Below are 25,148 nucleotides of genomic sequence, written 5' to 3'. Positions count from 1 at the left end.
ACGATGAGGGCCACGAAGGTCATGCGGTGCACGAATACAAGGCGAAAGAAGGATTGCATGGTGTCTGCTTGCGAACGGACCAGCGGTAAGCGCCGATCTCAATAGTACAACCGGGCTCGTGTCTCGACAAGACGAAACCCTTGCGCTCACCCGCCCCCGCCGCGAGCCAGCGGCGGGCATCGCGCAGTAGACGGCGCCGACTTCCACCGTGGGGCTGCTCCTCCGTGTCGCCCTTGGCCGGCTTGCCGCCCTTGGCTGGCCACGAGCCTGCCAGGCGCGGCGGGTCGGGGTCCGCAGCGCGACCGCCTTCCAGCAAGGGAGTTCGCAGCGCGCCGGGCTGCACGACGAGAAACAGCTCGCAAAACGCTGCCGCCTGCTCCGCGGGCAGATCTTCCACGGCGAGCGTGTCCCCGTTGTCGGCGTTGCAGCCGAGCAGCGCGAGCACGATGCATGAGATACGAGCTATGATACGCATGGATCGATCGATCGTGCCGGTGCTACCAACGAAGTATGCCGCGGCCGCGCGGCAGCTGCACATCCGCGGGCCGGCACTCCTTGCGCTGCGGTCGTCGAAGTTTGCTTTCGCGGTTCAGGGGCGCGATCCGTATCGCGATTGAAGGCTCGCGCGCGCGGCTCGTTATCCGTGCAGTTTGCGGCCGCGACGCGGCAGGGCCAGGAGGCACAGGGCGAGCAGCCAGGGGGGTGTGGGGGCGCCGCTGCGGCAGCTGCAGCCGCTTGCACCGGGGTCTGCGCCGTCGGTGTTGCTTGCAGTATCGCCTGTGCTGTCGGGGGTCGAGCTGCCGGTGTGGCTGGCCGTGAAGTCGTCCGTGATCGTGAGGGCGGTGTCGGTATCGGGGTCGCCGGAGGTGGGGAGGGTGTCGGTAGCGGCGGTGGTGGTGGCGGGAGGTTCGCTGGTCGGGTTGGTGTCGGTGGTACTATTGGTGGTATCACCCGTGGTCGTATCGGTGTCGCCGCCTGTGGGGTCGCCGGGTTCGACGGGCTGTCCGCCGACACAGCCGTCACCGTCGTATTCGATGGCGCCGATGTCGGGTTTGCCGTCGTCACGGAGGTTGCCGCAATAGTCATCGGTGACCTCGGGGAGCGGGCTGGCGAGGTCGATCAGGGTTGCGCCGTCGACGAGGGTGAAGTCGAACGCGCCGGGGTCGGCGAACCAGGCAGCGAGGTTGGCCTGCTCGAGGTTGTTCATCCGCGCCGTGACCGCGCCGTCGCGATCGCGGATCTTACCGTCCATGATGTTGTTGGCGACCAGGCCGGTGGTCTGCGGGAAGCGCATGTCGACGCCGGCGCTGTCGAACAGGGTGTTGTGGACGATCTTGCTGTCGGCGCCGGCGTTGATGTAGATGCCGACGTCGGCCGGGCAGTGGACGATGAGGTTGTTGCGCAGGGTGCCGCGCTCGTGCTCGGGCTTGCAGGAGCCGTCCTCACAGATGGAGTCGGGGCTGGTGCCGCCGCCGCCGAGGGAGAGGCCGAGGCGGATCTGCCCGGTGTGCAGCAATTCGCAGACGACGAGGTTGCGCTCGATGATGCCGTCTTTGCTGTGGCCCTTGAGGAATGCCGCGTAGCTGATGTTGTCGCCCCCGCCCTTCGCGTGATCGTGGATGAAGTTGCCGCGCAGGACCCAGCGCTGGCCGCCGACGATGTCGAGCGGGGTCACGGGATTGGCGGTGTCGCGGGGAGCGGGGTTCCAGAGCTCGTTGTATTCGATGACGACGTCGTCGGGCCACACGAACGCGCTGTTGGGCCCGATCGGCTCGCCGTTGCCCTTGACCATGGCGTTGAAGCCGTGCAGGCGGTTGTGGTGCAGCCAGGTGGATTCGGCTGCGCCGGTGACGTGGAAGGCGTGCTCGCAGTCGCTGTCGGCGGCGCAGATACCCTCGATGTCGAGGTTGGCGAACTCCCAGAAGGGCCCGCGCACGTGGAATCCCTCGACGGCGTCGAACTTGATATGAACGGTGCCGAGCTCGGCGGCGCGGACGACGATCGGCGCGTCGGCGGTGCCGGCGGCCTCGCAGGCGATCTTGCTCTGGTGGACCTCGTAGGTGCCGGGTGCGAGCACGATGACGTCGCCGGGCTTGGCGGCCTGGATCGCGGCGAGCAAACCGGGCACGTCGGCGACCGGGACCTCGCCGGCGCGGGCGTGGGAGCTGGCGAGCGCCAGGAAGGTCGTGGTGAGGAGCGCTGCGCTGGTTCGCACCATGTGGCGACGCTAACACGCAGCGAGGCCCGGGCATACCCGAGTTGCATCGCGGGTATGACAACCGATCAGCGACCTGGCGCCCGATCGCGGGGCAGGGCCGGTCCCAGCAGCCCCGGCAGGCTCAGGAGTACCGCGAATACGAGCAACAATGTGCGCCCCTGGCCATACCAGCGCCACGCCAGCGCCAGCGCGACCGCGGCGAACAGCAGGCCGAGCGCGCGCGCCAGCCGGGGCCACCCGCATTCCATGAGCTCCTGCACCTCGCCGTAGAGCGGCAGCATCGACGCCAGCGAGAACACGGCGAGGATGGCCTCACGACCACCGAAGGCGAGGACCAGCGCGGCCCAGCCCGGCACGACCGGGTCGTCGGCGACCCCGAGCAGGAAATAGACGCCCCACGCCAGCGCGTGCCCACCCGCGCCGATGTAGAAGCCGAGCGTCGAGGGTCTGCGCGCCGGCGCCATCGTCGTCTCCGGGTCCATCGTGCCCCGCGCCGCCAGGCTCAGCCCGGCGGGGGCGGCTGGCACACCCCGCCGCTCCCCGAGATCTGCGCCTGCGTGCGAAAAGTGTTCAGCAGCTCCCAGTGCTTGGGCTCGACCTGCGGGATGGTGCCGTCCTCGCGGACGTTGGTCACGTGATAAGTGTGCTGATTCCAGATCCGGCGCCCCTGGACCCAGCGGTCCTCGATATCGCGGACCGCCTGCACGGTGAAGGGCACCATGCCGCCGTGCAGCACCGTATTGGAGACGACCAGGATCTCCGAAGATCCGTCGTTATCGATGTCCGCGATGACCGGATATTCGATGATCGTGCCCGACAAATGGGGCGTGTTCATCAGCGGCGTGCCGACGTCGTCGAACACCCACACGTTGTACTCGTCGGCGTAGACCGCCTGGGCCTTGCCGCCGCCGATGAAGTCGAAGGCGGTGCCGCCGGCCTGGCCGCTCGGGTCGAGGATCATCGCCTCCCACAGCGGCGTCTTGTCGGCCTCGTAGACGCCGTAGGAGCCCGGCGCGCTGACCCCGAACTCGGCCTTGGTGTCGCCGTCGAAGTCGTGGATGTTGATCGGGCGGTCGAGGTCGCCCTGGCCGCCCGGCGCGAACGACCACACCGGCGCGCCGTCGTGCTCGTGCAGCGCGATGCGGTCGCTGTACGCGAGCAGCAGCTCCGGCTCGGCGTCGTCGTCGAGGTTGGCGACCTGCGCGTGGACCCAACTGCCGCCGCCGCCGAGGTTGAAGTAGTCGCTGCCGTCGGCGTGAAACACGGCGTCGCCGTTGAGGATCTCGAGCCCCGGCACGCCGTCGATGTCCGCGGCCATCGTCGCCGAGTAGATCGACGCCGGACCCTTCGCCCACAGCTCGGCGCCCATGTGATCGAAGAGCTGGTTGCTGACGAAGATCTCGACGTCGCCGTCCTGGTCGACGTCGGCCAGCCCGACCGCGCTCGACTGGGCCCCGGGCACCGTCGCCGCGCTCTTCCACTTGAGCGTGAGGTCGTGCTCGAACGCGACCAGGTGCGCGTCGGCCGAGAGCGCCACGATCTCCGGCAGCCCGTCGGCGTCGATGTCCCCGAGCGCCGGCGTCCCGCCGAACTGCACGAGCTCCGCCGCGTAGCCGTGCTCCACGCCGGTCAGGCCGTCGAGCAGATACAGGCGCGAGGGCGGGGTGTCCGAGCCCTGATCGGGGCCCGCCACCACCACCACGTCGGGGACATCGCACAGATCGATCTCACCATCGTCGTTGTCGTCGGTGAAGTTGGCCACCAGCGGCATCACGATGCAGTTCTCGAAGCCCGGCGGGCCCATGAAGCTCCACTGCGGCTCCGGCTCGAAGGCGTCCGGCGGGGCCTTGTCGGTGCAATCTCCGACCGCGTCCATGTCGTCGACGACCTTGCAGGTCGGCCCCTGCGTGCCGAGGTCCTGACCCGGCGGGAGGTCGAACTTGAGGCCGCCCGAATCGCCGCCCGACGAGTCCGCCGCGGTGCCGCTGATCGCCCCGGTGCTCGAGTCCGAGCCCGACGCCGCGCTGGTCGTGGGCACCGTCGGGTCGGTGCCGGTGTCGGGGCTGACCGTCGTGATCGCGGTGCTGCCCGCCGACGCGCTCGCACCACCGTCATCGCCGCAGCCGCCCGCCACCGGGACGAGCAGCGCCGCCAACCAGTACCTCGTCCAGCACCTCATCGAGTCGCTCGTGTTGTCGGACATCTCTGCGCGCTCCCGTGAGCCGGCATCGTACACGAGACGCGGCGACGGCTGGGCCGCAACATGGCGCCCGTGGTCGACCTCGGCATGAGCGTGTGGCTGCTTGTACAGGCACCGGCACGCTGGCTCGACCTCGCGCCGGAGCGGCGGGGCAGCCAACTGAGGAGCCGCCAGAGGAGGCCAGGTGATGGCCGCAATTGTGCCACTGGCGACTACGCGCATATCCTCCGCGCGATCAAATTCCATTGACACTATCATCGCAACCATGGAAGCCTCCGCCGTCCCTGATGCTGCAGGACCTCCACCGTGGATTGACCGCACTATTGCGCGCAGAGCTTCCGGAGGACATCCGGGCGCAGATCGGGATATCGTTCGCTACCCCGGGAGACGACTTCCCGCCGGCCTCGGTGGCCCTCCCGGCGCTTAATTTGTTCCTCTACGACATCGTCAGCAATGCGGACCTGCGGCAGAGCGGCGGGGGATGGGAGCCCCAGGGACAGGGGGAATTCCTGCGGGCCCCGGACCCCTTCCGCATCGCGTGTCATTACATCGTGACAGCCTGGGCGCGCGACGGCGTGCCCGCGCCCGAGGACGACGAGTTTCGCCTGCTCGGCGAGGCGATGCGGGTCCTGCTGCGATACCGAATCTTGCCGCCGATGGCGGTGGTCGGCGAATTTGCGCGCCGCAATTACCTGATACATGTCCGTGCGCTCGAGGGCGGACGACTCGGTAGCCCGGGCGAATTCTGGCAGGCCCTGGGCGGCAAGCCGAGGCCCTTCTTCAACTATTCGCTGATCTTCGCGTTGCCGGTCAGCGACCCTGAGCTTTCAACCGCCGCGGTCACAGATCCGCGCGTCGATATCGTACGCAAGCCCTGAGCTGCGAGAGAGGAGTGTCGCTGTGCCCCAGTACATGTCACCAGGCGTCTACGTCGAGGAGGTCCCCTCCGGTACCGCACCGATCGCGGGTGTCGGCACGAGCACGGCGGGATTCGTCGGTCTCGTCCCCGATGGCGCGAAGATGCCGCTGCGCCCGGACGGCGTCGCCTACGCGCTCGCGCCGGTCCAAACCCCGCAGCTCATCACCAACTTCACCGAGTTCACGCACAGCTTCGGCGAGGTCTCGGCCCGCGTCGACGCCAACAGCGCCCTCGGTCACGCGGTCCGCGGCTACTTCCTCAATGGCGGCACGCGGGCCTGGGTGACCCGGGTCAACTCGCTGGTGGCGGCGGACACCAGGGACCCGATCGACGAGGCGCTCACGGCGATGGAGAGCGTCGACGAGATCGCCCTGGTCGCGGCGCCGATCAAGCCGCCCGAGGGCGTCGACGCGGCCCGCTTCAAGGCGATCCGCGAGAAGCTGCTCGACCACTGCGAGCGCCTGCAGGACCGCTTCGCCATTCTCGACTCCACCGAGGTGGTGCCGGCCCAGACCGCGGCCGCGATCAACGACCTGCGCGAGAGCACGTACGGCGCGCTCTACTTCCCCTGGATCGACGTCACCGGCAACGGCGACTACGTGCCGCCGAGCGGCCACATCGCCGGCATGTACGGCCGCGTCGACGCGACCCGCGGCGTGCACAAGGCCCCCGCCAACGAGGTGCTGCGCGGCGCGCTCGGGCTCAAGTACCGCGTCAGCAAGCCGATCCAGGACGACCTGAACCCGCACGGGGTCAACGCGCTGCGCCTGTTCGGCAACTCGATCAAGGTGTGGGGCGCGCGGACCCTCAAGCAGAACGACGAGTTCACGTACATCAACATCCGCCGCCTGTTCTGCTTCCTGCGCGAGTCGATCGACGAGGGCATGCAGTGGGCCGTGTTCGAGCCGAACACCAGCGACCTGTGGGCCAAGATCGTGCGCAACACCGGCGCCTTCCTGACCAACGTGTGGAGCAGCGGGGCGCTGTTCGGCGCGACCGCGGAGCAGGCCTTCTACGTCAAGTGCGACGAGGAGACCAACCCCGCCGCGGTCCGCGACCTCGGGCAGGTCATCACCGAGATCGGCGTCGCGGTCGTCAAGCCGGCGGAGTTCGTCATCTTCCGCCTGAGCCAGCGGTCCCAGGCCGCGAAGTGAGGCCATGGACGAGCGGACACAGCGGGTCCCGGGCGTCCACCGGGAGGTGCTGCGAGAGGGCGAGGACCTGCTCTTTCGCACCGGCGTGCCCGCGTTCCTCGGCTACGCCGCCGAGGGCCCGCCGGTGGTGCTGACCCGCTGGGCCCAGTTCGCGGCCCGCGTCCGCGAGGTCCCCGAGGACGGCCTGCTCGCGCCCGCGGTCCGCGGCTTCTTCGAGGCCGGTGGTCGCCGCTGCGTGGTCCTCACGTCGCCGGCCTCGCGCGGCGCGGCTGGCCTCAGCGAGGCGATCGGCGGCCTCGATGACAGCGGCGACGTCGACCTCGTGAGCGCGCCGGATCTGCTGGCCGCGTCGGGCCCGGACGCGAGCGCCGAGCTGATCGCCGCGCAGACCGACCTCGTGCGCCGCTGCGGCGGGTCCCAGCGCTGCATGGTCCTGCTCGACGCGCCCGCCGGGCTCGCCGCCGCCGAGGCCCACGCGACCGCGTTGCGGGCCGCGATCGCGGCGATAAACCCCCGGCTGCTGCGCGACGCGGCGCTGTACTTCCCGTGGGTGCGCGCGCCGGGCGAGCGGCGCTTCGTCCCGCCCTCGGGGCACATCGCCGGCACCATCGCCGACCTCGACGCCCGCGAGGGGATCCAGCGCGCGCCGGCCGGGGTCGTGCTCGCCGGCGTGTGCGACCTCAGCGACCGCGTCGACGACGACGCCCAGCTGCGCCTCGACGCCGTCGGCGTCAATTGCATCCGCGCCTTCCGCGGCCGCGGCCTGCGGATCTGGGGCACGCGGACCCTCAGCGACGAGCGCGACTGGCGGGCCCTCAGCGTGCGCCGGCTGCTGCAGACGATCGCCCGCTGGCTCGAGCTCCGCCTCGCCGACTTCGCCTTCGAGCCGAATGACAGCACCGTGTGGAACCGCCTCGCGCGCGAGGTCGGCGACTACTGCGAGCGCCTCCACACCGCCGGCGCCCTCAAGGGGAGGATCCCCGCCGAGGCCTTCTATGTGAAGTGCGACGCCGAGACCAACCCGCCCGAGGTCCGCGACGCCGGGATGTTGGTCGCCGAGATCGGCGTCGCGCCGCTCGTACCGCAGGAGTTCATCGCCCTCCGCCTGATCCAGCGCGGCGAGGGCACCAGCCTCACAGACGCCGCAGCCGGCTGACCGATCGGCAGCCCAGGGAGACCAAGACGATGGCCAAGCGCAGAGATCCATACGGCAACTACAACTTCATGGTCGAGCTCGACGGGCTGACCCGGGCCGGGTTCAAGGACTGCTCGGGTATCGAGTCCTCGGTCGACTCGTTCGACTATCGCGAGGGCACCGACGCGAGCAACATCGCCCGCAAGCTGCCCGGTCAGCGCAAGGCGAGCTCGATCACCCTCAAGCGCGGCCTCGCGGAGGATCGGGCCCTGTGGGATTGGCACAACAAGGCCGCCCAGGGCAACGTCGAGCGCCACACCATCTCGATCATCCTGCGCGACGAGACCGGCGCCGAGAAGGTGCGCTGGAACGTGAAGAACGCGTGGCCCACCAAGTGGACCGGGCCGAGCCTCGACGCCGGCGGATCCGAGGCCGCGATCGAGTCGCTCGAGCTGGTCCACGAGGGCATCGAGGTGCAGAAGTGGTAGAGGTGACCCAGGGCGCAGCGCCCGAGTTCCCGTTCGAGCTGCCCTACGGATTCCTCGACGGCGAGGGTCGGCGGCACCGCGCCGGCACGATGCGCCTCGCCACCGCCTTCGACGAGATCGCGCCGCTCAAGGACACCCGGGTCGCGCAGAACCCCGGGTACATCGTGGTCATCCTGCTCTCGCGGGTCGTCACGCGCCTGGGCAGCCTCGACTATATCAACCCGAAGGTGATCGAGGGCCTGTTCGCCTCCGACCTCGCGTACCTGCAGGACATGTACGTCCGCCTCAATCGCAGCGGGCGCGAGCGCATGCTCGTCACCTGCCCGCATTGCACCGGCGACTTCGAGGTGGAGGGCCCCGAGCCGGGAAAATGAGCGGCTACCCCGCGGACCGCCTGCACGAGGAGGTAGCCTATTTGTCCATGTACCTGCATTGGCCCCACGACCAGGTGATGGGGCTCGACCACGGGGCGCGGCGGCGCTGGGTCGAGCAGGTGGCGGTGATGAATCGGGCGCGCAACCTGCCCGAGAGCGCATACGAGCCGAGGTGAGCTAATGTTCGGACTCAACGCAATCTTCGCCTTCGGCGGCGCGGCGCTCGGCCGGCGCCTCGACCCCTATTTCAGCTTCAATTACCTGGTCGAGATCGACGGGCTGCTGACCGGCGGCTTCTCGCAGGTCGAGGGCATGGGCGGCCGGATCAACGTCGAATCGGTAAACGACGGCGGCAGCCTCGGCGCCCCGCGCCAGCAGCTCGGCGCCTCCAGCTGGGACAACCTCGTCCTGACCCACGGCATCGTCGAGATCGACACCCTGTGGAATTGGTACGAGGCGACCGCACGCGGGGTCATCAAGCGCAAGAACGGCACGATCATCCTGCTCGACCGCAAGCACATCCCGGTCACGCAGTGGAACTTCCGCGCCGCGATCCCGGTGCACTGGAGCGGCCCGAGCCTCGACGCCAACTCGGGCCAGCTCGCCGTGGAGCGCCTCGAGCTCGCGCACCAGGGCCTGGAGAAGCCCGACTGGATCAAGGTCGCCGGCTACGCCCGCGGCATCGCCCGCTTCGCCACCGGCAAGGAGAGCCTGTGACCGACGCGTCCACCTCCGCGGCTGCGTGGCAGGCGGGGCTGCGCCCCTGGCTCGTCCGCGAGCTGCTGCGCCCGACCGCGCTGGCCCGCGACGTCGAGGCCGGGTGGCTCGGCGACCTGCTCGGCCGCAGCGCCTGGCCCGAGCTGCGCCTGCCCCTGCTCGCGTCGTGGACCGCCCAGTGGAGCCCCGACAGCGACGACGAGGCGCCCGCGCTGCCGGTCGTGCACGCGCGGCCGCTCGGGCCGAGCCCGCCGACCGACGCGCCCGGGTTGGTCGTGCAGGTCCAGCTGCAGCCGTCAGCGCCCGCCGAAGCGGCCGCTGCTCCGCCCCCACGCGCCGCCCTGCGACCACTCCGCGACGCCACGCCCACGCCCGCGCCGCCGCTGGCCCACGCGCCCGCAGCCGTCGTCGCGTCTGCCCCCGCGCCGTCCGCCGCGTCGCCGCAGCCGACGCCCGGGCCTCGCGCGCCCACATCGGACCTCGCAGCGAGCGCCCACGCCGAACCAGCGCGGCCGCCCGCACGCGCCACGACCGACGAGCCGAGCCGCCAGCGCCCGAGCAGCGCCGAGCTCCCGCGCGTGGTCGCGGCGTTCCAACGCGAACGTCCAGGGCGCCACGGGCAAGCGCCCGCGCCCACGACGACCGGGCCGCGCCCCGCGGCGTCGCAGGACCCCATCGCCGCGATCGCAGCCACGCCAGCGACGACCCCGACGTCCCCGACGACGCCGACGCCGACAACGGCAGCGACCCCAGCGACGCCCGCGACGCAGCGAACGCACCGGCCTGGACCGCCGCGCGCGCCGGTCCAGGCGCCGATCGACGTCCTCCCGCTCGTCCACAACACCCTGTCCCATACACCAGGTCCCTCGGGACATGTCGCTGGGGACAGCTCGACGACGCCGCCGCCGCCCGGGCCAGCGCGCGACCAGCTCCCGCCCGTGCCCGACGAGCCCACGCCGCACTCGGGGCGCCTCGCAGCCGCGCCGCCCCGCGAACCCGCCGTCCCCGCCGCGCTGCCGGTCGCCGAGGCACGCCGTCCTCCCGCCGCCCCGCCGAGAGCCACACCGCCACGCGACCTGTCCCAAAGTACAGCCCCTCCCGCTGCCCCGCCGCGGGCCGTCCTGCGGCCCGCCGAGCCCGCTGCGCCGGTCCGCGCCCGCGGCCTGCCCGGCGAGCGAGCCCCACTCGCCGCCCCGGCCACCTGGTCCGGCGATCCGCCCACGCCGACGCGACCCGGTCCGCCGCGGACCGAGCTCCCGCACACCCACGCGGCCGCGACCCGGCCCGACGAGCCCCGCCGCGCGCCGCCGACGATCGCGTCCTCACCTGTCCGAACGGACATCCAGCCCGCCACCCCGGTCTCCGCGCCCGCGCAGCCCCCCGCGCCGGCCCTCGACATCGAGGCCCTGATCGACACCGTGCAACGCCGGCTCGCCCGCGAGCTCGGCCGGGCGCGCGAGCTGAGGAGAGCGATCCGGTGAGGAGGACACGGCCATGTTGATGCGCGACCGCAGCCGCGTGCTGCTCGGCGGCTTCTTCTCGTCGCTCGGCCTGCCCGGCCTCGGCCAGGGCACGCCGTCGAAGCTGACGATCTGGTACGAGCTCAGCAGTCCGCGCGACTACGCGGAGAAGTTCGAGCTGCCGTTCAACCCGGCCACCCTCTCGAGCTCGAGCTCGGTCCGCTGGCGCGCCGTCAACCTCGCGGCGACGGTGCAGAAGCGCAGCTACGCCCTGACCTTCAACGGCGACGCGATCACGCCGGCGACCCTCTCCTTCGACGTCTCGATCGACACCTACGAGGGCGCCCCCGGCGGCGGCGGCGGCTGGGGCGGCCTGATCAGCGTGCCGAACCCGACCGCGCTGCACCTCTTCACCCCGCCCTCCGGCGTCAGCGTCCTGCCCTACACCGCCCAGGTCGCCGCGCTCCAGCTCGTCAACACCGAGCTGCACCGCCCGCCGCTGTGCGAGGTGTGGTGGGGCAACGTCCGCCTGATCGAGGGCCCGCTGACCTCGCTCACGCAGCAGTACACCCGCTTCTTGCCCGACGGCACGCCCGTGCGGGCCAACCTGAGCTGCACCTTCACCGACGCCTCGATCGACAGCGGCGAGCTCAACTCGAACGACGTCCAGAAGACCCACACCGTCCGCCTCGGCGACACGCTGCAGGCGATCGCGGCCCGCTGCTACGGCGACGCGACCCGCTGGCGCGGCATCGCCGAGGCCAACGACATCGACGACCCCCGCGTCCTCACCCCGGGCACCGTCCTCACGATCCCCGCCATCCGCTGACCTCATGCCGCTCCTGCCCACCGATACGACCACGTCCGGGCTCGACCGCGCCGAGGTCGCGCGCGTGGCGATCGACGTCGACGGCACCGACATCACCCGCGGCGACGATGGCGTCTCGGTGCTGCGGGTCGAGGTCCGCCACGAGCTCGGACGCCCGAGCAGCTGCGTCATCGAGACCGCCGACCTCGAGGCGGTCGACCTCGAGTGGATCGACGGCTCGGCCGTGCAGGAGGGCCGCCCGATCACCATCGCCATGGGCCTCGGCGAGACCACCAAGGCCGTGTTCGTCGGCGAGATCCTCGGGCTCGACCTCGAGGTCGGCCCCGGCGAGGCCCCGCAGGTGTCGATCCGCGGCTACGACCGACTGCATCGCCTGGCGCGCGCGCGCAAGACCCGGGTCTTCCTCAACCAGCGCGACAGCCAGATCGCCGCCACGATCGCCCAGGAGCACGGCCTGCGCCTCGAGGGGCCCGAGTCCCAGTTGGTCCACCCCTACGTCATGCAGCGCGAGCAGACCGACCTCGCCTTCCTGCTCGCGCGGGCCCGCGGCCTCGGCCACGTCCTCCGCGTCGAGGACACCGCGCTGCACCTCGGCCCGCGGGAGCTCGGCGCCGACGGCAGCGTGGTCGCGACCATGGGCCGCAACCTGCTCCAGCTGCACGTCTCGACCAGCCTGCTCGGCCAGGTCGGCGCCGTCGCGGCCCGCGGCTGGGATCCGGCGGAGCAGAAGGCGCTGGTCGCCGAGGTCACCGAGTCCGCGCTCGCCTCGCGCATGGGCGGCAGCACCAGCGGGCCCAAGCTCGCCGACGACAGCTTCGCCCCCGAGACCAGCGTCGTCACCGACCTGGCGATCGTCAGCGCCGACGCGGCCAAGCTGGCAGCCGCGGCCGAGCTCGAGGCGCTCGCGCTCGCCCACGTCCGCTGCCGCGGCCGCCTGCTCGGGACGGCGACCCTGCGGCCCGGCGTCATCCTCACGCTCAAGGGCTTCGGCGAGCGCTTCTCCGGCAACTACTGGCTCACCAGCGTCGTGCACACCTACGACCGCGAGGGCTTCACCACCGACTTCGAGGGGAGCCGCACGGCGACATGAGCGAGCTCGACCTCCTCGACGACGACGCGCCGCCTGGCCCCTTCGGCGGCCTCGTGATCGGCACGGTCTGCAACGTCCGCGACCCGGACAAGCTCGGGCGCGTCAAGGTCGTCTTCCCCACCATCTCGAGCGCGGTCGAGTCGCACTGGGCCCGCGTGCTGAGCCCCGCCGCCGGGGCGCGGGCCGACGACGCCGCCGCCGCGCACGGACTCTACTGGCCCTACGAGGTCGGCGACGAGGTCGTGGTCGGCTTCCTCGGCGGCCAGATGGAGCTGCCGATCGTCGTCGGCGCCCTGTGGAGCAAGAAACGCCCCGCACCTGTCCCCGAGGCCAGCCTCGCCGCGCACCGGGTCCTGCAGTCGGCGCGTGGGCACGTCCTGCGCTTCGACGACACCAAGGACGCCGAGAAGATCGAGATCATCGCCGCCGGCGCCAAGGACTCGCTGGCGCTGAGCACGGCCGACGGGGCCGTCACGATCAGCGCCGCCAAGTGCGTCGAGATCAAGGTCGGCAGCGACATCACGCTCACGCTCAAGGAGGGCGTGGTCACGTTGAGCTGCAAGCAGCTCGTCATCAAGGACGCCAGCGACGTGGCGATCGCCGGCGGATCGATCGCCGTCGACGCCGACCAGAGCCTCACGCTCAGCGGCGGCAGCGGCATCAACCTCAACAACGGCGCGCTCGAGGTGAGCAGCTAGGGGGCGACGGTCATGGCCTGGAAGTTCCTCGGCACAGGGTGGCAGACGCCGCTGGAGTTCACGGATGGCCGCCTGCAGACGGCCAGCGAGGAGGCGTGCGTCGAGCAGGCGATCTGGGCGATCTTGGAGACCGCCCCCGGCGAGCGCCTGATGCGGCCCGACTTCGGCTGCACGATCCACGACCTCGTGTTCGCCGCCCCGAGCCCGCAGCTCATCGGCAAGATCCACGCCGCGGTGGTCAGCGCGCTCAGCCAGTTCGAGCCGCGCATCGAGCTGCTCGGCGTCGACGTCGTGCCCGACGACGGCGAGCCCGGGCTCATGCGCATCGAGATCGACTACCGCCTGCGCGCGGCCAGCAGCCGCTTCAGCTTCGTCTATCCCTTCTACCTCGAGCGCGGAGGCAGCGACCGTGACGGATGACTGGACGCGCGCCCCCAAGGTCGACGCTCGCACGACCGACACCATCGCCCAGCAGACCGACGCGCTGCTGCACGAGCTCACCGACGGCGCCTGGACGCCGGCCGCGCCCGGACAGGGGCAAGACCCGCTCGGCGCCCTCGTGCGGGTGTTCGCCGGCCTCAGCGGCCACGTGCTCGACGGCATCAACGCGGTGCCCGACGCCAGCTTCGCCGCGTTCCTGCGCCTGATCGGCGTCGAGGTCCAGCGCCCCGCGCCCGCCCGCGCCCCGCTGACCTTCCGCCTCGTCGGCGACGCGCCGCAGGACGCGGTGGTGCCCGCAGGCACGCAGGTCGAGGCGAGCGCCGACGAGGGTGACACCGTCCCCGCGCCGATCCTGTTCGAGACCGAGGAGGAGCTGGTCGTCACCCGCGCCCGCCTCATGACGACCTGCGCCCACGCGCCCGAGCGCGACCGCCTCGACCACCTCGGCCCTGGGCCCGGCCCGCTGCGGGCCCTCGATCCGCAGACCGCCGGCGTGCACGAGCTGGACATCGCCTGCCCGGCGATCCTGGCCCGCGCCGACGCCGGCTCGTGGATCGTCCGCCTCGACTTCGAGGCGCCGCCGACCAAGCTCGAGCTCACCTGGCTGGGCGACGACAGCACCCCGCTGGCGGCGAACGTGGCGATCGTCGACAAGCGCCTCACAGCCACGATCACCAGCCCGCCGTCGCTGCAGGTCACCACGATCGCAGGTCACGACGAGGTCTGGCTGGTCGCGCGCCAGGTCCCGCGCGCCGGGTCGCCGCCGCCGGTCCCACGCCTGCGCCAGGTCCAGCTCGCCGCGACCTTCGCCGCCGACAACGTCGCGCCCGCCAAGGTGCTGCGCGGCGCGACCCAGATCGACGCGACCACCGAGTTCGCACCGCTCGACGCGACGCCCACGATCGGCAGCGCCTGCGCCTTCGACGGCGGCGACATCCTGGCCCAACCGCCCGGGGCCAGCGTCGTCCTCGACGTGACCCTCGCCGCCGCGGTCGCGGCCGAGGGCGCGCGCCCGCTGGCCACCGCCGAGCTGCGCCTCGTGTGGGAGCTGCGCGACGACACCGGCGCCTGGATCGAGCTCGGCCGCTGCTCCGGCAGCGACCCCGCGATCCTGGTCGACGGCAAGAACCCCCACGGCTTCGTCGACGACAGCTACGCGCTCACGCGATCCGGTCGGGTCCGCTTCCGCCTGCCCTTCACCGCCAGCGAGGGCCGGCACAACGGCAAGGTCGGCCGCTGGGTCCGCGTGCGCGTGCTCGCCGGCGCCTACGCCAGCGGTCGCGCACCGCAGCTCGGCAAGCTGCGCCTGTCGTACAGCCACACCCTCGAGGCCGTCGTCGCCGACCGCAGCGTCGCCCGCGACCTCGGCCACACCCGCGAGCTCGGCGTCCTCGACGGCACCGGCGCGGTCCAGGCCTTCACCACCAGGCCCGAGGGCGCCGTGGAGCTCGGCGCCCGCCCTGCCCTCTACCTCGGCTTCGATCGCGGCTTCGAGGCAAGGCCCGTCAACCTCTACCTCGACGTGCTCGCCCCCGACGCCACCGAGACCGAGCCGCCCGACCAGATCCCACCGACCAGCGAGGTCCCGAAGATCGCCTGGGAGTACCTCGGCGCCCGCGGCTGGACCCGCCTCGGCGTGCGCGACGGCAGCGACGCCCTGCGCCAGCGCGGCATCCTCAGCTTCGTCGCCCCGCAGGACCTCGCCGTCGCCGCCGTCTTCGGTCGCACGGGCGTCTGGCTGCGCGCGCGCTGGGTCTCCGGCAGCTTCCGCGTCACGCCTCGCATCGCCAAGGTCGCCGTCAACACGGTCTGGGCGCTGCACGCCGTGACCCACCGCGACGAGGTCCTCGGCTCCGGCACCGGCGCCCCCGACCAGCGCTTTCACCTGCTCGCGGGTCCGGTCCTCGCCGACGAGCGCATCGAGGTCCGCGAGCGCGACCAGACCAGCGAGCGCGACGTCGCCGCCCTGCGCGAGGAGCTTGGCGACGACGCCGTCACCGTCGAACGCAACAACAGCGGCACGCTCACCGCCGTCTGGATCCGCTGGACGCCGGTCACCCACTTCCACGGCTCGGGCCCCGCCGACCGCCACTACGTCCTCGACGCCGACACCGGCGACCTGCGCTTCGGCGACGGCCTCGGCGGGCGCGCCCCGCCGCGCGGCCGCGCCAACATCCGCGCCGCCGTCTACCGCACCGGCGGCGGCCTGCGCGGCAATCGGCCCGCCGGCGCCATCGACCAGCTCAAGACCGCGATCCCCTACATCGACGGCGTCCGCAACCTCGACGCCGCCTCGGGCGGCACCAGCCGCGAGGATGAGGCCCGCGCCCGCGCCCGCGGGCCGAAGCGGCTGCGTCACCGCGGTCGGGCCGTCACCGCCGCGGACCTCGAGGACCTGGCCTTTGAGGCAGCCCCCGAGGTCGCGCGGGCCCACGCGCTCACGACCAGCTTCAACCCGATCGACGTCGGCATCAACCTCGACGCCGCCGACGCCGGCACGCTCGGCGCCGACGGCTGGGTCGTCGGCGGCAACGTCCCCCCGGACACCGCCGAGGTCGCGGGCCGAGCCGCCGCGGTCCGCGTCGTCATCGTCCCCCACGGTCAGGTCGAGCAGCCGGTGCCGAGCCTCGGCCTGCTCGAGCACGTCGAGGCCTACCTCCGCGACCGCTGCCCGCCGGCGATGCGGGCCCACGTCTCGGGCCCGCGGTGGATCCGCGTCACCGTGCGCGCCGCCGTCGTCGCTACCGTCAACGCCGCCGCCGACCGCCTCATCAGCGACCTGCGCGGCGAGATCACCCGCTTCCTCCACCCGCTCACCGGCGGCGAGCTCGGGCTCGGCTGGGACTTCGGCCGCATCCCCCGGCGCTCGCACCTCTATCGCCTGCTCGCCCGCTTCCCCGGCGTCCACCACATCGAGTCGCTCGCCGTGATCACCTCGCCGCCCTTGCCCGACGCGAGCGAGCCGCTGTCCGAGCCGCAGCGACGCGCGCTCGCTGGCGGGCTCGTCTACTCCGGCGCGCACGAGCTGACCCTCGTCGGCCAGACGGAGGATGTCTGATGTCCAGCACGCTCACGCAGATCCCCGAGCTGCGCTACGACGACCTGCTCGCCGAGGCCCGCGCCCGCCTGCCCGCGCTGTGCCCCGAGTGGACCGACCACGGCCCCGCCGACCTCGGCATCACCCTCATCGAGCTGTTCGCTGCGCTGGTCGAGATGATCCGCTACCGCACCCGCCGCGAGACCGAGGCCATGACGCGCGCCTTCCTCGAGCTGCTCGCCGGCAAGGACATCGCCCGCGAGCCCGACCTCGCCGCCGCCATGCGCCTCGCCCTCGCGCAGGTCTGGACGCCCTACCGCGCGGTCACTCCGGCCGACTACGAGTCGCTCGCCCGCGACGCCTGGCCGCACAGCCCCGAGGCCCTCGCGCTCGCCGGCAAGTCCGGCCTGCGCCGCGTGCGGTGCCTGGCCGAGCGCGACGTCGAGGGCGGCGCCCCGCTGGCCCTCGCCCCCGATCACGTCACCCTCGTGGTCCTCGCCGAACCGGGCCACACCGGCGTGTACACCCCCCTGCGCCGCTTCTTCGAGCCGCGCCGGATCTTGACGACCCGCCTCCACGTCGTCGCCCCCACACCCGTCGCGATCATGGTCGACGCCAGCCTCTACCTCGACGACGACGTCGCCCCGGCGACCGCCCGCGCCCGCGTCCTGGACGCGCTGTCGGGCTGGTTCGACCCGTACAGCGGCGGCGTCGACGGCGACGGCTGGCCCTTCGGCGGCGAGGTCTTCCTCTCCGACCTCTACGCGCTGCTCGACGGCGTGCCCGGGGTCGACTTCGTCGCCGCGGTCGGCGCGCGCAGCCCGGCCCCCGAGCGCGCGCTCAAGACCGGCGACGGCGCGCCGGTCGGCCTGCGCGTCGACCCCCACGAGCAGGTCGGCCTCGATCTCGCGGGCTCGAAGCTCCGCCTGTTCGAACCGACCAGCGACGGCTGGAAGGAGGTGCTGGCGTGAGCGGCTACTTCGACAACCTGCCAGCCTGGCTGCGCCGCGACCCCCGGCTCGGCCGGGTGCTCCTCGCCTTCGAGCGCATCCTCGACGGCGCCGACCTGCCCGAAGGGACAGCCGGTCCCGCCGAGCCCGGCCTCGCCCGCACCGTCGAGCGCCTGCCGAACTTCCTCCGCCCCGGGCCCGGCGAGCCCGACGATCGCCGCGCCCCCGCCGAGTTCGTCCCGTGGCTCGCGCGCTGGGTCGCCGTGTCGCTGCGCGACGAGTGGGACGACGAGACCCGGCGCCGCGTGGTCGCCGAGGCGATGCAGCTGTACCGCCTGCGCGGCACCAAGGAGGGCCTGCGCCGCATGATCGGCGTCTACGTCGGCCTGCCCGAGGCGGTCGCCATCTTCGAGTTCACCGCCGTCGCCCACTTCTTCCAGGTCGAGGTCGAGGTGCCGAGCCGCGACCCCAGGGCCCTCGCCCGCTACGACCGCTCGATCCGCGCGATCATCGATCAGGAGAAGCCGGCCCACACCTTCTACGGCCTGCGCTTCGCCGTCCCCTCGATGCAGATCGTCCACCACCCGACCCCCGAGCGCCCGGGCCTGCGCCTCGGCGTCAACACCCTGCTCGGCAGCTCGCGTCGCCAGTAGAAAGGCATCCCCCGTGTCCGACACCACCGTGTACACGCTCTATCCCGAGGTCGAGACCGACGAGCGCGGGCGCTACTTCGACGGCCAGTTCCTGACCGCCCAGGACTTCGTCGACGAGCAGCGCTACCACAGCGACCGCCTGCGCCGCGTCCTCGACCTGCTCACGATCGCCGGCGTGGCCAGGGGCCTCGATCTCGCGGCCACCGGCCCGTGGCTGCTGCGCCTCGCCGCCGGCACGGCGATCGACGATCGCGGCCGTCTGCTGGTCGTGCCCGCCGTCCGCGACAGCATCCCGGTCCCGCACGACCTCCCGGGCGGCGCCGCCGACGTCTCGCTGTTCTACGCCGAGGTCGAGTCGCGCGTGCAGGGCGGCAGCTCCGAGGAGGAGGGCACCCGCGGCGCCACGCGCATGCGCGAGGTCCCGGCGATCGAGTTCCACGCCGTCGGCGTCGCCCCCTCGCACGCCGGCGCCGTCCTACTCGGCCGCCTCCGCGTCGACAACAACGGCACGATCACCCTCGATCCGCCCGCGAACGTGCGCGTGAGCGCCGGCCTGCGCCTGCCCGCCGAACCCGACGGCGGCCCGACCCTGCGCTCCGGTGGGCGCACCCGCCCGAACCTGCTCCAGGGGACAGGTGACCTCGCCATCACTGGCAAGCTCGCGGTCGGCACCCTGGACCCCGAGGCCGCGCTCGACGTCCGCGGCCTCGCCCGCCTCGACGACCTCTCCCTGCGCGAGCACAGCCTCCGCGTCGACGGCGACGAGGCCAAGTTCTACCCGATCGTGTTCCGCGACCTCGACTGGAACGCCGGCGCCAGCGTGCTCGACATCTCGCGCCCGAACGCCCAGGCCGACGTCGCCAACGCCGGCTCGCTGATCGCCCGGCTGCGCTGGCACGCCGCCGACGGCCACGGCTCCGACCTCATCGCCTGCGAGATCGTCCAGACCCGCCGCTTCATCGCCGCCGCCCGACCGCTCGCCAAGGAGGCGCTGCTCGTCGTCTGGCTGCGCGGCAACCGGACCTACGCCTGGCGGGCCAACCAGCGCACCGAGCTCGTCGACGCCAAGGCGGCCGCCAAGAACTTCGGCGGCGAGGCCCTGGCGCCGCGCGCCGACATCGACCCCGCCTTCGATCGCGACCGCGTCGCGCTCGGCGTCACCTACAACCAGATCGAGCTCCGCGGCCCGCTCAGCGTCGCCGGCTCGCTCGCCGCCGCCGGCGACCTCGCCTACACCGGCACCCAGAGCCGCCTCAACGCCGCCGAGCAGCCCGCCGCGACCGTCCGCGCCAGCGACTTCGTGTTCGGCCACTCGACCCGCCGCGGCCAACCCGGCCGCGCGCTCGTCGACGAAAGCCAGACGCTCACCATCAACTACGCCGGCGACTGGGCCACCACCCGGCTAGGCGGCGCCACCACCGAGGTCCAGGGCGACCTCAAGGGCCTCAAGTCGCTCACGATCACCGGCGCCGCCGCGATCACCGGCAACCTCTCGACCGGCGGCACCCTCTCGGCCGACGGCGACGCCACCCTCAAGAAGACCCTCGCCGTCACCGGCAACCTCTCGACCGGCGGCACCCTCTCCGCCGACGGCGACGCCACCCTCAAGAAGGCCGCCAGCGTCGGCACCACCCTCACCGTCACCGGCGACGCCACCCTCAAGAAAGCCGCCAGCGTGGCCACCAGCCTCAGCGTCGGCACCACCCTCACCGTCACCGGCGAGACCTCCCTCAAGAAGCCGCTCGCGCTCGAGGGCAACGTCACCCTCTTCAACGACGACCCCAACCTGTTCATCCAGCGCTCCAAGGCCGCGACGACCGGCGGCACCAAGATCTTCCTCGAGCTCAAGCAGGAGGACAACAACCCGCCGACCGTCCCCGAGGTCGGCGTCTCGCTGCGCTTCCACCACGGCAACCGCTACTGGCACCGCATCGAGTCCCGCGGGGACGGCTTCTACCTCCGCGACGGCGACCCGGCCAGCAACACCTTTCGCGCGCTCTACGCCGGCGACATGTTCGCCAACGGCCTGAAGGTCACCACCGGCACCAGCGAGCGCCTCCGCATCATCCGCGGCACCGTCACCGCCGACGGCGGCATCTCGGGCGGCAGCGGCTTCTCGGTCAGCAAGTCGGGCATCCTGTGGAAGATCGTGTTCGCCAGCGCCTTCTCCGGCGAGCCCACCGTCATCGCCACCCAGCAGTACCCCGACAACAACAACAACAGCGACTCCGGCAACACCCGCGACAACGCCATCGTCGTCGCCGTGAAGTCCGGCGAGGCCTACATCAAGACCGGCAACGGCGACGGCGACCAGTCGTGGCGCCGCTTCCACTTCATCGCCATCGGCAGCTACTGAGCTCCATGCCCGCCCCCTTCGCCGACGACGCCGAGCTGCTCGCCGCCGAGCTCGCCGCCCTCGACCTCGTGCTGCTCCGCGAGGCCGTCCGGGTCCGCCGCGCCGCCGGCCACGAGACCAGCGAGCGCGGCCTCTACATCTCCGACGACGAGCTCCGCGAGCTGCTCGCGCGCCCCTTCGCCGCCCCGCTGTGGGAGCGCGTCCCCGTCGACGGCGCCCTCGCCGAGCTCGGCGCCGCCGCGGCAACCAGCCGCGCCGAGATCGACGCCCGCATCGCCGCCACCCGCGACGCCGGCCGTGTGCTCCGCCTCGAGCAGCTCGTCGCGGCCCACGCCGAGGCCTGCGCCCCGCTGCCCCTGCGCCAGCTCCTGCTGCTGACCCTCGCCCCCGAATTCGACCTCCGCTACGAGCGCATCTTCGGCTGGCTGCACGACGACATCACCCGCCGCCACCCGAGCGTGCAGCTCGCCCTCGAGCTGTTCGCCCCGGAGCCCGCCGCCCGCCTCGCCCTGCTGCCCTCGCTCACCGCCGCCGGCCCGCTGCGCCGCCTCGGCCTGGTCCACCTGCGCCCCCACGCCGCCGGCGATCCCCCGCTGCGCCACGCGCTGCGGCTCGCGCCCGGCCTGCTGACCTGGCTCTCGGGACATGTCTCGATCGACAGCTCGGTGCACCCCTGCGTCGAGCGCCGCGAGCCTGATCCGGCGCTGCTCGGCGCGCTCGCCTTGACCCCGCAGCTCTCCGCCGCGCTCACCCGCTGGCGCGACACCGCGGCCGCCGGCGCCCGCCTCGCGATCAACCTCCACGGCCGCGACGGCGTCGGCCGGCGCTCGCTCGCCGCCGCCCTGTGCGGCGCCCTCGGCCGACCGCTGCTGGTCGTCGACGGCGCGCGCGCGGCCACCCTCGGGGACGACGAGCACCACGACCTCCTCGCCATGCTGGCCCGCGCCGCCCGGCTCGAGCGCGCCGCGATCGCCTGGGTCCTCGCCGACAACCACCTCGCCGACAACCAGCGCCCCTTCCTCGCCCCCCTCGCGCCCGCCGACCTGCTCTTCGTGATCGCCGCCGGCCCCTGGCACCCCGAGGCCCCGCCGCCCGGGATCGCCGCGATCGCCGAGCTCCACGTCCCGGTCCCCGACCTGCCGATCCGCGAGGCCCTCTGGCAAGCTGTCCTTCCGGACAGCTCCGCCGGCCCGCGCCGCGCCGCCGCCGACAACTTCCGCTTCACCCCGCGCCAGATCCTCGCCGCCGCCGTGACCGCCCGCGGCCTCGCCGACGGCCGCGGCGCCACCACCCCGGACCAGGGCGACCTCCTGCTCGCCTGCCGCCGCCACGCCACCCCCAAGCTCGGCGCGCTCGCGGCCCCCATCAGCACGCCGCACCACTGGGACGACCTCGTCCTCCCCGCCGAGCACGCCGCCCAGCTGCGCGACCTCGTCCGCCGCGTCCAGCAGCGCAGCACCGTGCTCGACCGCTGGGGCTTCGGCCTCACCGGCACCCGCGGCCTCGCGGCGCTGTTCGCCGGCGCCCCGGGCACCGGCAAGACGATGGCCGCCGGCATCGTCGCCCGCGCCTGCGCCCGCGACCTGTATTGCATCGACCTCTCGCAGGTCGTCAGCAAGTACATCGGCGAGACCGAGAAGCACCTGGAGGCGCTGTTCGCCGAGGCCGAGGCCGCCGACGTCGCCCTCTTCTTCGACGAGGCCGACGCGATCTTCGGCAAGCGCGGGGCGATCCGCGACGCCCACGACCGCTTCGCCAACATCGAGGTCGGCTTCCTCCTCCAGCGGATCGAGCGCTTCCCCGGCCTCGTGATCCTCGCCAGCAACCTCCGCAAGAACATCGACGCCGCGTTCCTCCGCCGCCTGCAGGTCATCGTCGAGTTCCCCGCGCCCGACGTGGCCAGCCGCGCCCGCATCTGGCGTCAGGTGTGGCCAGCGGCCGCGCCCGTCGACCCCGGCGTCGACCCGGTGCTGCTCGCCGAGCGCTTCGACCTGAGCGGCGGCCACATCCGCAACATCGCCCTCGCGGCCGCCTACGCAGCCGCCCACGAGGGCGCGACGATCAGCCTGCGCCACGTCCTCGACGCCGCCCGCGCCGAATATCGCAAGCTCGACAAATTGGTCCGCGAGGACAGCTTCGCCGACGCCCCGACCACCGCGAATTCACCGCGGTGATCGACCGCGCCCGTTCACCCGGCCGCCTCGAAGCCGAACGCCCGATCGTGGACATAGACCAGCTTGCAGGCCTCGATGTACTTCGCGTCGTGGATCCGCCCGGCCGCCACGTAACCCACGTCACCCCGGGCGAGCACGACCGGCTCGCCGTCGGGGACCAGCGCGCCGGCCTCACGGCGATAGAACTGGATCGCCATGCGCCCCTCGACGACCACCGTCATATCGTCGCCAGGGTGCGAATGCGGCGGCTCCTCGCTGCCCGGCTCCCAGCGCTCGAGCATCACCTCGACGCCGTCCGGGTTGCCCGGAACTGTGGTCCGGACGGTGAAGCCCGCGGGCGTGCCGGGGGCGGTCACGTGGTTGTTCCAGACGGCGCTCGTCGCCGAGGTCATCGTGTTGCGCTCGTGAGACATGGTCCCGCGAGCCTCCTACGGAGCCGCGGCGAATGCAACGCGTTCAGAACTTGATCGTCACCACCGTGCCGATCTGCTGCTTCTTCACCTGGCGAAAGCTCGCCCGCTCGAGCTGACCGACACAGCACGCGGCCAGCTGCGGATTGCCGGCGTCCTCCAGCGCGCTGGCCCCGATCACCGCCCCCGTCGGTCCGGCGATCGACAGCTTGACCTGGACCTTCTCGCCGCCCCGGGCCAGACGCGTGCAGCTGCTCGCGGCGGCCGCCCGCGCCGCGCTGGTGCCCGCGCTGATGTCGGCCTGCTCGAGCCGCTCCGGCAGATCGTCGGGCGGCGCGGCCTGGGTCTCCGCCTCCGGCTTCGCCGCGGCCTTGTCACCGCACGACGCCTTGCCGAGGATGCAGTCGACCCCGTATTCGGGCTTGCTCGCCGGCTTCGCCGCAACCTCCACCGCCCGCTCCGGCGCCGGCCCGCCAGGGACGACCGGCTTGCCCGGCTTGGTCACCTTGCCCGGCCTCCGCGACGGCGCGACGACCACGGGCGTCGGCTGGCTCTCCGGCTCCGGCGCCACCGCAGCGGCGATCGCAGCCGCGACCACCGGCGCCGGCTCGCGCGTCGGCGCCGTCGCCACGCTCGCCAGCGCGGTCGGCTCGATGACCCGCACGACCTCCCGCGGCGGCGGCGACGGGCGGGTCACCACATAGCCAGCGAGCCCGAAAAACCCGAGCGTCAGCGTCGCCAGCAATGCATACAGCGGCGTCTGGCTGCGCAGCGCCGGCGCGGCGGCGGTCACCGGACGGGCCACCGGCAGCGGCGTGAGCACCCGCCCCGGGAAATTGCCGCCGCCGGTACGCACCACATTCGCGGCGACCGGCGAGCCGATCCTTCGCACATCGATGAGGCCCGACGCCTCACCGTCGAACCGAGCAGAGGGGGCCAGGAATGCAGATTGGGCGTGGCTGTGGCTCATGGTGGACACCTCGGGCCCGCGCCGGATCGCCGCGCCGGCGCCCCACGCCGGGCCTGAGAGGCCACGGAGCGAGTTGCCGATGCACGGACCACCCGGACGAGCGGTGGAGTGGGGGGCACCCTGGACGCAGGGTGTGGGGGCCTCAACGCCCACCCCGCGGCGTCGATCTACGAACCCGTGAATCTCCACACGAACCCGCCGCGCCCGCCCCTGCGAGCGCCGACCGGCACCTGTCCTGCGGGACAGCTACTCCTGGGCCGGCAGCCCGGCCCACCACGCCGCGAAGGGCAGCGCGACCGCCTGCTCGACGACCGCGAGCGGGTCGCGGGCGGGCGGCAGCCCCGCCTCGCGCCAGTCGTCGAGATCCTCCGCGACCAGCGCGAGACCCTGGCGCAGATCGGCGATGTCGACCTCGATCGCCGCCGGCTCCCAGCCCGGGAAGTCGCCGTCCCGCATGCGCTGGGCCTTGCGGATGAGGTCGTAGAGCTGACCGAGCCCGTAGGGCAGCAGGGTGAGGAACGCGGCGAAGTCCGACGCGAGCGCCTCGACCGGCTCGCCCTCGCTGTCGAGCCAGATCACCGGACAGCGCGCGAGCGGGGTCCGCGGGTCGCGGCGCCACACGGCCAGCAGCGAGCCGCTGCCGTGCTGACCGAACGCGATCAGGCTGTCCTTCGGGACAGCCTTGCCGAGGTGCCCGATCAGGTCGTCGTCGGCGTCGAGCTCGAGGTCCGCCTCGCCGAGGAGCTCGGCGATCGCGGGGCGGCGCAGGGGTGCGATGAGGGTCGTGAGGTCGATGGCGGGCACGGGCGCCAAGCTAACCGATCCAGGCCCCGTCGCGCAGGCCCGCGCGCCCGGGAAAACGCAGACCCGCGACC

General features: G+C 72.6%; 25 protein-coding genes. 18 read left to right on the top strand and 7 right to left on the bottom strand.

Translation table 11 applies throughout. The annotated features are described in order from the left end of the window. Positions 1 to 19 precede the first annotated feature (19 nt). Positions 20 to 445, bottom strand: coding sequence for a hypothetical protein (locus IPJ59_RS36975; protein WP_293257815.1), 426 nt, complete (start codon positions 443 to 445; stop codon positions 20 to 22). Positions 446 to 473: 28 nt separating this feature from the next. Here IPJ59_RS36975 and IPJ59_RS36970 point away from each other — a divergent pair, with 28 nt between their 5' ends. Continuing rightward, the gene (locus IPJ59_RS36970; RefSeq protein ID WP_293257813.1) at positions 474 to 617 is read left to right on the top strand and encodes a hypothetical protein; all 144 of its coding nucleotides are present in this window, start codon (positions 474 to 476) and stop codon (positions 615 to 617) included. 20 nt (positions 618 to 637) lie between these two features. Here the strand turns inward: IPJ59_RS36970 and IPJ59_RS36965 are convergent, their stop codons facing one another. The 3 genes from IPJ59_RS36965 to IPJ59_RS36955 form a co-directional block, all read right to left on the bottom strand. Then, positions 638 to 2,218, bottom strand: a complete 1,581-nt coding sequence (locus IPJ59_RS36965) for a chondroitinase-B domain-containing protein (protein ID WP_293257810.1) — start codon at positions 2,216 to 2,218, stop codon at positions 638 to 640. A 65-nt stretch (positions 2,219 to 2,283) separates the two neighbouring features. Further along, positions 2,284 to 2,745: a hypothetical protein gene (locus tag IPJ59_RS36960; RefSeq protein WP_293257807.1), complete on the bottom strand. Its 462-nt coding sequence runs from the start codon at positions 2,743 to 2,745 to the stop codon at positions 2,284 to 2,286. Beyond that, positions 2,721 to 4,421, bottom strand: coding sequence for an FG-GAP repeat domain-containing protein (locus IPJ59_RS36955; protein WP_293275857.1), 1,701 nt, complete (start codon positions 4,419 to 4,421; stop codon positions 2,721 to 2,723). The genes IPJ59_RS36960 and IPJ59_RS36955 overlap by 25 nt, the downstream gene beginning before the upstream one ends. A gap of 284 nt (positions 4,422 to 4,705) precedes the next feature. Between IPJ59_RS36955 and IPJ59_RS36950 the strand changes: the two genes are divergently transcribed. From IPJ59_RS36950 to IPJ59_RS36870, 17 genes are read left to right on the top strand one after another with little or no spacing between them, the layout of a single operon-like run. Then, positions 4,706 to 5,296 carry a Pvc16 family protein gene (locus tag IPJ59_RS36950; protein ID WP_293257801.1) on the top strand — a complete coding sequence of 197 codons (591 nt, stop codon included), beginning with the start codon at positions 4,706 to 4,708 and terminating at the stop codon, positions 5,294 to 5,296. Between the two features lie 22 nt (positions 5,297 to 5,318). After that, positions 5,319 to 6,491 (top strand): phage tail sheath family protein, encoded by a 1,173-nt coding sequence (locus tag IPJ59_RS36945; protein ID WP_293275856.1) that lies wholly within the window; start codon positions 5,319 to 5,321, stop codon positions 6,489 to 6,491. A gap of 4 nt (positions 6,492 to 6,495) precedes the next feature. Further along, positions 6,496 to 7,647 (top strand): phage tail sheath family protein, encoded by a 1,152-nt coding sequence (locus IPJ59_RS36940; protein ID WP_293257795.1) that lies wholly within the window; start codon positions 6,496 to 6,498, stop codon positions 7,645 to 7,647. A gap of 29 nt (positions 7,648 to 7,676) precedes the next feature. After that, positions 7,677 to 8,114: a phage tail protein gene (locus IPJ59_RS36935; protein WP_293257792.1), complete on the top strand. Its 438-nt coding sequence runs from the start codon at positions 7,677 to 7,679 to the stop codon at positions 8,112 to 8,114. Between the two features lie 2 nt (positions 8,115 to 8,116). Further along, complete coding sequence (locus IPJ59_RS36930) at positions 8,117 to 8,488, top strand: hypothetical protein (RefSeq protein ID WP_293257789.1); 372 nt, start codon at positions 8,117 to 8,119, stop codon at positions 8,486 to 8,488. Next, positions 8,485 to 8,664, top strand: coding sequence for a DUF6760 family protein (locus IPJ59_RS36925; protein WP_366524768.1), 180 nt, complete (start codon positions 8,485 to 8,487; stop codon positions 8,662 to 8,664). Before IPJ59_RS36930 ends, IPJ59_RS36925 begins: the two co-directional genes overlap by 4 nt. Before the next feature lie 4 nt (positions 8,665 to 8,668). Next, positions 8,669 to 9,205: a phage tail protein gene (locus tag IPJ59_RS36920; protein WP_293275855.1), complete on the top strand. Its 537-nt coding sequence runs from the start codon at positions 8,669 to 8,671 to the stop codon at positions 9,203 to 9,205. Further along, positions 9,202 to 10,686, top strand: coding sequence for a hypothetical protein (locus IPJ59_RS36915; RefSeq protein WP_293275854.1), 1,485 nt, complete (start codon positions 9,202 to 9,204; stop codon positions 10,684 to 10,686). Before IPJ59_RS36920 ends, IPJ59_RS36915 begins: the two co-directional genes overlap by 4 nt. 13 nt (positions 10,687 to 10,699) lie before the next feature. Next, positions 10,700 to 11,494 (top strand): CIS tube protein, encoded by a 795-nt coding sequence (locus IPJ59_RS36910; protein WP_293257777.1) that lies wholly within the window; start codon positions 10,700 to 10,702, stop codon positions 11,492 to 11,494. Positions 11,495 to 11,498: 4 nt separating this feature from the next. Then, entirely contained in the window at positions 11,499 to 12,584 is a 1,086-nt protein-coding gene (locus IPJ59_RS36905) for a phage late control D family protein (RefSeq protein ID WP_293275853.1), read from the top strand. Further along, positions 12,581 to 13,282 carry a phage baseplate assembly protein V gene (locus IPJ59_RS36900; protein WP_293257771.1) on the top strand — a complete coding sequence of 234 codons (702 nt, stop codon included), beginning with the start codon at positions 12,581 to 12,583 and terminating at the stop codon, positions 13,280 to 13,282. Before IPJ59_RS36905 ends, IPJ59_RS36900 begins: the two co-directional genes overlap by 4 nt. 12 nt (positions 13,283 to 13,294) lie before the next feature. Beyond that, a complete protein-coding gene (locus tag IPJ59_RS36895; protein ID WP_293257768.1) occupies positions 13,295 to 13,702 on the top strand; it encodes a GPW/gp25 family protein in 408 nt (135 codons plus the stop codon). Then, a complete protein-coding gene (locus IPJ59_RS36890; RefSeq protein WP_293275852.1) occupies positions 13,692 to 16,781 on the top strand; it encodes a putative baseplate assembly protein in 3,090 nt (1,029 codons plus the stop codon). The genes IPJ59_RS36895 and IPJ59_RS36890 overlap by 11 nt, the downstream gene beginning before the upstream one ends. After that, entirely contained in the window at positions 16,781 to 17,731 is a 951-nt protein-coding gene (locus IPJ59_RS36885) for a baseplate J/gp47 family protein (protein ID WP_293275851.1), read from the top strand. Before IPJ59_RS36890 ends, IPJ59_RS36885 begins: the two co-directional genes overlap by 1 nt. Continuing rightward, positions 17,728 to 18,363 (top strand): phage tail protein I, encoded by a 636-nt coding sequence (locus tag IPJ59_RS36880; RefSeq protein WP_293257762.1) that lies wholly within the window; start codon positions 17,728 to 17,730, stop codon positions 18,361 to 18,363. Before IPJ59_RS36885 ends, IPJ59_RS36880 begins: the two co-directional genes overlap by 4 nt. Before the next feature lie 13 nt (positions 18,364 to 18,376). Then, positions 18,377 to 20,719: a hypothetical protein gene (locus IPJ59_RS36875; RefSeq protein ID WP_293275850.1), complete on the top strand. Its 2,343-nt coding sequence runs from the start codon at positions 18,377 to 18,379 to the stop codon at positions 20,717 to 20,719. A gap of 5 nt (positions 20,720 to 20,724) precedes the next feature. Continuing rightward, a complete protein-coding gene (locus tag IPJ59_RS36870; RefSeq protein ID WP_293275849.1) occupies positions 20,725 to 22,893 on the top strand; it encodes an ATP-binding protein in 2,169 nt (722 codons plus the stop codon). A 14-nt stretch (positions 22,894 to 22,907) separates the two neighbouring features. On the opposite strand, the gene IPJ59_RS36865 is transcribed toward IPJ59_RS36870, so the two are convergent. From IPJ59_RS36865 to IPJ59_RS36855, 3 genes are all read right to left on the bottom strand, one after another. After that, positions 22,908 to 23,306 carry a cupin domain-containing protein gene (locus IPJ59_RS36865; RefSeq protein ID WP_293257756.1) on the bottom strand — a complete coding sequence of 133 codons (399 nt, stop codon included), beginning with the start codon at positions 23,304 to 23,306 and terminating at the stop codon, positions 22,908 to 22,910. Positions 23,307 to 23,349: 43 nt separating this feature from the next. Then, complete coding sequence (locus tag IPJ59_RS36860; protein WP_293257754.1) at positions 23,350 to 24,273, bottom strand: hypothetical protein; 924 nt, start codon at positions 24,271 to 24,273, stop codon at positions 23,350 to 23,352. A 246-nt stretch (positions 24,274 to 24,519) separates the two neighbouring features. Beyond that, positions 24,520 to 25,077, bottom strand: a complete 558-nt coding sequence (locus IPJ59_RS36855; protein WP_293275848.1) for a hypothetical protein — start codon at positions 25,075 to 25,077, stop codon at positions 24,520 to 24,522. Positions 25,078 to 25,148: the final 71 nt, after the last annotated feature.

The organism is Nannocystis sp., assembly GCF_016714285.1.
GTDB lineage: Bacteria > Myxococcota_A > Polyangia > Nannocystales > Nannocystaceae > Nannocystis.
Note: the sequence above shows the minus strand (reverse complement) of the source record. Positions and strands in the feature narration are given on the sequence as shown.

Bases quoted from the DNA above. Each gene is read 5' to 3' on its own strand.
- IPJ59_RS36970 (WP_293257813.1), top strand. From the start codon at position 474: ATGGATCGATCGATCGTGCCGGTGCTACCAACGAAGTATGCCGCGGCC.
- IPJ59_RS36965 (WP_293257810.1), bottom strand. From the start codon at position 2,218: ATGGTGCGAACCAGCGCAGCGCTCCTCACCACGACCTTCCTGGCGCTC.
- IPJ59_RS36955 (WP_293275857.1), bottom strand. From the start codon at position 4,421: ATGTCCGACAACACGAGCGACTCGATGAGGTGCTGGACGAGGTACTGG.
- IPJ59_RS36950 (WP_293257801.1), top strand. From the start codon at position 4,706: ATGCTGCAGGACCTCCACCGTGGATTGACCGCACTATTGCGCGCAGAG.
- IPJ59_RS36940 (WP_293257795.1), top strand. From the start codon at position 6,496: ATGGACGAGCGGACACAGCGGGTCCCGGGCGTCCACCGGGAGGTGCTG.
- IPJ59_RS36935 (WP_293257792.1), top strand. From the start codon at position 7,677: ATGGCCAAGCGCAGAGATCCATACGGCAACTACAACTTCATGGTCGAG.
- IPJ59_RS36925 (WP_366524768.1), top strand. From the start codon at position 8,485: ATGAGCGGCTACCCCGCGGACCGCCTGCACGAGGAGGTAGCCTATTTG.
- IPJ59_RS36920 (WP_293275855.1), top strand. From the start codon at position 8,669: ATGTTCGGACTCAACGCAATCTTCGCCTTCGGCGGCGCGGCGCTCGGC.
- IPJ59_RS36910 (WP_293257777.1), top strand. From the start codon at position 10,700: ATGTTGATGCGCGACCGCAGCCGCGTGCTGCTCGGCGGCTTCTTCTCG.
- IPJ59_RS36905 (WP_293275853.1), top strand. From the start codon at position 11,499: ATGCCGCTCCTGCCCACCGATACGACCACGTCCGGGCTCGACCGCGCC.
- IPJ59_RS36900 (WP_293257771.1), top strand. From the start codon at position 12,581: ATGAGCGAGCTCGACCTCCTCGACGACGACGCGCCGCCTGGCCCCTTC.
- IPJ59_RS36895 (WP_293257768.1), top strand. From the start codon at position 13,295: ATGGCCTGGAAGTTCCTCGGCACAGGGTGGCAGACGCCGCTGGAGTTC.
- IPJ59_RS36885 (WP_293275851.1), top strand. From the start codon at position 16,781: ATGTCCAGCACGCTCACGCAGATCCCCGAGCTGCGCTACGACGACCTG.
- IPJ59_RS36870 (WP_293275849.1), top strand. From the start codon at position 20,725: ATGCCCGCCCCCTTCGCCGACGACGCCGAGCTGCTCGCCGCCGAGCTC.
- IPJ59_RS36865 (WP_293257756.1), bottom strand. From the start codon at position 23,306: ATGTCTCACGAGCGCAACACGATGACCTCGGCGACGAGCGCCGTCTGG.
- IPJ59_RS36860 (WP_293257754.1), bottom strand. From the start codon at position 24,273: ATGAGCCACAGCCACGCCCAATCTGCATTCCTGGCCCCCTCTGCTCGG.